Source organism: Mesorhizobium sp. M2A.F.Ca.ET.042.01.1.1, assembly GCF_003997405.1.
In the GTDB taxonomy this organism is placed as follows: domain Bacteria; phylum Pseudomonadota; class Alphaproteobacteria; order Rhizobiales; family Rhizobiaceae; genus Mesorhizobium.
In genome coordinates, this window is the sequence record NZ_RZRX01000388.1 from 1 (window position 1) to 3,964 (window position 3,964).

A 3,964-nucleotide genomic window follows, 5' to 3' on the forward strand; every position below is an offset into this window, starting at 1 on the left:
TTTCCTGAGGGCCGAAAAGCGCCCTTCCGGAAACGGGTTTTCTCCCGTTTTAGCCGGTACCCGCCAAGCTGTTGGCAAGGGAGGCCGGAAAACAGATAGGGGCAGCCGCCGAGGCGGCCCGTTGGTGCAAGGCGAGCCGCGGCGAGGTTCGTCCCGAGTTTAGAGCTAAGGAGCGACGATGGCCCAGACCCAGACTTTCAATGGCCGCAGACGCGTACGCAAGTTCTTCGGAAAGATCCCGGAAGTTGCGGAGATGCCGAACCTGATCGAGGTTCAGAAGGCATCCTATGACCAGTTCCTGATGGTGGACGAGCCCAAGGGCGGCCGTCCGGACGAAGGGCTGCAGGCCGTTTTCAAGTCGGTCTTCCCGATCTCCGACTTTTCCGGCTCCTCCATGCTGGAGTTCGTGAAGTATGAGTTCGAGGCACCGAAATTCGACGTTGACGAATGCCGTCAGCGCGATCTGACTTATGCTGCGCCGCTCAAGGTGACGCTGCGCCTCATCGTGTTCGATATCGACGAAGATACCGGCGCGAAGTCGATCAAGGACATCAAGGAGCAGGACGTCTATATGGGCGACATGCCGCTCATGACGTCGAACGGCACCTTCATCGTCAACGGCACCGAGCGCGTCATCGTCTCGCAGATGCACCGCTCGCCGGGCGTCTTCTTCGACCATGACAAGGGCAAGTCGCACTCGTCGGGCAAGCTGCTGTTTGCTGCGCGCGTCATCCCCTATCGCGGTTCGTGGCTCGACATCGAGTTCGATAGCAAGGACGTCGTGCACGCCCGTATCGACCGCCGCCGCAAGATCCCGGTGACGTCGCTGCTGATGGCGCTCGGCATGGACGGCGAGGAGATCCTGTCGACCTTCTACAACAAGATCACCTACAAGCGCTCCGGCGACCACTGGCGCATTCCGTTCAATGTCGAGCGGTTCCGCGGCCTCAAGGCTGTCGGCGACCTGGTCGACGCCGACACGGGCGAAGTCGTTGTCGAGGCCGGCAAGAAGATCACCGCGCGCCAGGCCCGCCAGCTCGGCGAGAAGGGCCTCAAGGCCATCAAGGCGACCGACGAGGACCTGCTCGGCAACTACCTTGCCGAGGACATCGTCAACTACGCCACCGGCGAGATATTCCTCGAAGCCGGCGACGAGATCGACGACAAGACGCTGAAGGTGCTGCTCGGCACCGGCGAGGAAGAGATCCAGATCCTGGACATCGACCACGTCAATGTCGGCGCCTACATCCGCAACACGCTTGCCGTCGACAAGAACGAGAGCCGCCAGGACGCGCTGTTCGACATCTACCGCGTCATGCGCCCGGGCGAGCCGCCGACTCTCGAGACCGCCGAAGCCATGTTCAACTCGCTGTTCTTCGACAGCGAGCGCTATGACCTGTCGGCCGTCGGCCGCGTCAAGATGAACATGCGCCTCGAGCTCAAGGCCGAGGATACCGTGCGCGTGCTGCGCAAGGAAGACATCCTGGCCGTGGTCAAGACGCTGGTCGAGCTGCGCGACGGCAAGGGCGAGATCGACGACATCGACAATCTCGGCAACCGCCGCGTGCGCTCGGTCGGCGAGCTCATGGAGAACCAGTACCGCGTCGGCCTGCTGCGCATGGAGCGCGCGATCAAGGAACGCATGTCCTCGATCGAGATCGACACGGTCATGCCGCAGGACCTGATCAACGCCAAGCCGGCGGCGGCGGCCGTGCGCGAGTTCTTCGGCTCCTCGCAGCTGTCGCAGTTCATGGACCAGACCAACCCGCTGTCGGAGATCACCCACAAGCGTCGCCTCTCGGCGCTTGGACCGGGCGGTCTGACCCGCGAGCGCGCCGGCTTCGAGGTGCGCGACGTGCACCCGACGCATTACGGCCGCATCTGCCCGATCGAGACGCCGGAAGGCCCGAATATCGGTCTGATCAACTCGCTGGCCACTTTCGCGCGCGTCAACAAGTACGGCTTCATCGAAAGCCCGTACCGCAAGATCGTGAACGGCAAGCTGACCAACGAGGTTGTCTACCTGTCGGCGATGGAAGAGGCCAAGCACTATGTCGCGCAGGCCAACGCCGAGCTCGACAAGAACGGCAGCTTCGTCGACGAGTTCGTCATTTGCCGTAACGCCGGCGAAGTGATGATGGCGCCGCGCGAGAACGTCGACCTGATGGACGTCTCGCCGAAGCAGATGGTGTCTGTCGCGGCAGCGCTCATCCCGTTCCTCGAGAACGACGACGCCAACCGCGCGCTGATGGGCTCGAACATGCAGCGTCAGGCCGTGCCGCTGGTGCGCGCCGAGGCGCCGTTCGTCGGTACCGGCATGGAGCCGGTCGTTGCCCGTGACTCTGGTGCTGCCATCGGCGCCCGCCGCGGCGGCGTGGTCGATCAGGTGGACGCGACCCGTATCGTCATCCGCGCCACGGAAGATCTCGATCCCGGCAAGTCGGGCGTCGACATCTACCGGCTGATGAAGTTCCAGCGTTCGAACCAGAACACCTGCATCAACCAGCGTCCGCTGGTGCGCATGGGCGACCGCGTCAACAAGGGCGACATCATCGCCGACGGTCCGTCGACCGAGCTCGGCGATCTGGCGCTCGGCCGCAACGTGCTGGTCGCGTTCATGCCGTGGAACGGCTACAACTACGAGGACTCGATCCTGCTCTCCGAGCGCATCGTGGCCGACGACGTCTTCACCTCGATCCACATCGAGGAGTTCGAGGTCATGGCGCGCGACACCAAGCTCGGGCCGGAGGAAATCACGCGCGACATTCCGAACGTTTCGGAAGAGGCGCTGAAGAACCTCGACGAGGCAGGCATCGTCTATATCGGCGCCGAAGTGCAGCCGGGCGATATCCTGGTTGGCAAGATCACACCGAAGGGCGAAAGCCCGATGACGCCGGAAGAGAAGCTTCTGCGTGCCATCTTCGGCGAAAAGGCCTCTGACGTTCGCGACACCTCCATGCGCATGCCTCCGGGCACCTTCGGCACGGTCGTCGAAGTGCGCGTGTTCAACCGCCACGGCGTGGAGAAGGACGAGCGCGCGATGGCGATCGAGCGCGAGGAGATCGAGCGTCTGGCCAAGGACCGCGACGACGAGCAGGCGATCCTCGACCGCAACGTCTACGCGCGTCTTTCCGACACGCTGGTCGGCAAGGAAGCGATCGCCGGGCCGAAGGGCTTCAAGAAGGGCTCAAAGCTGTCGAAGGACACGCTCGACGAGTATCCGCGTTCGCAGTGGTGGCAGTTCGCCGTGGAGAACGAGAAACTCCAGGGCGAGCTCGAGGCTCTGCGCGGCCAGTACGACGAGTCCAAGAAGGCGCTCGAGCAGCGCTTCATGGACAAGGTCGAGAAGGTGCAGCGCGGCGACGAAATGCCTCCGGGCGTCATGAAGATGGTCAAGGTCTTCGTGGCGGTGAAGCGCAAGATGCAGCCGGGCGACAAGATGGCCGGCCGTCACGGCAACAAGGGTGTCGTGTCGCGCATCGTTCCGGTCGAGGACATGCCTTTCCTCGAGGACGGCACGCATGCCGATATCGTGCTCAACCCGCTGGGTGTGCCGAGCCGCATGAATGTCGGCCAGATCCTGGAAACGCATCTGGGCTGGGCTTGCGCAGGCATGGGCAGGAAGATCGGCGAGCTGATCGACGCGTATAAGGGCGGCGGCGACATCAAGCCGCTGCGCAAGACGCTGGAAAGCTTCATGCCGGCCAACGACCGCAACGAGCCGATCCGCGACTATGACGACGAGAGCATCGTTCGCCTGAGCGAGCAGATGCGCCGCGGCGTCTCCATCGCGACACCGGTGTTCGACGGCGCGCATGAGGTCGACATCAACACCATGCTGGAGCAGGCGGGCCTGCACACCAGCGGTCAGTCGCAGCTCTATGACGGCCGCACCGGCGAGCCGTTCGATCGCAAGGTGACGATGGGCTATATTTATATGCTCAAGCTGCATCACCTGGTGGAC

General features: G+C 63.3%; 1 protein-coding gene. It reads left to right on the forward strand.

Annotated elements, in window-relative coordinates; translation table 11 throughout:
• Positions 1-178: 178 nt before the first annotated feature.
• The coding region (gene rpoB / locus EOA23_RS32340) for a DNA-directed RNA polymerase subunit beta (RefSeq protein ID WP_127307060.1) at positions 179-3,964 on the forward strand (3,786 nt) is incomplete at its 3' end.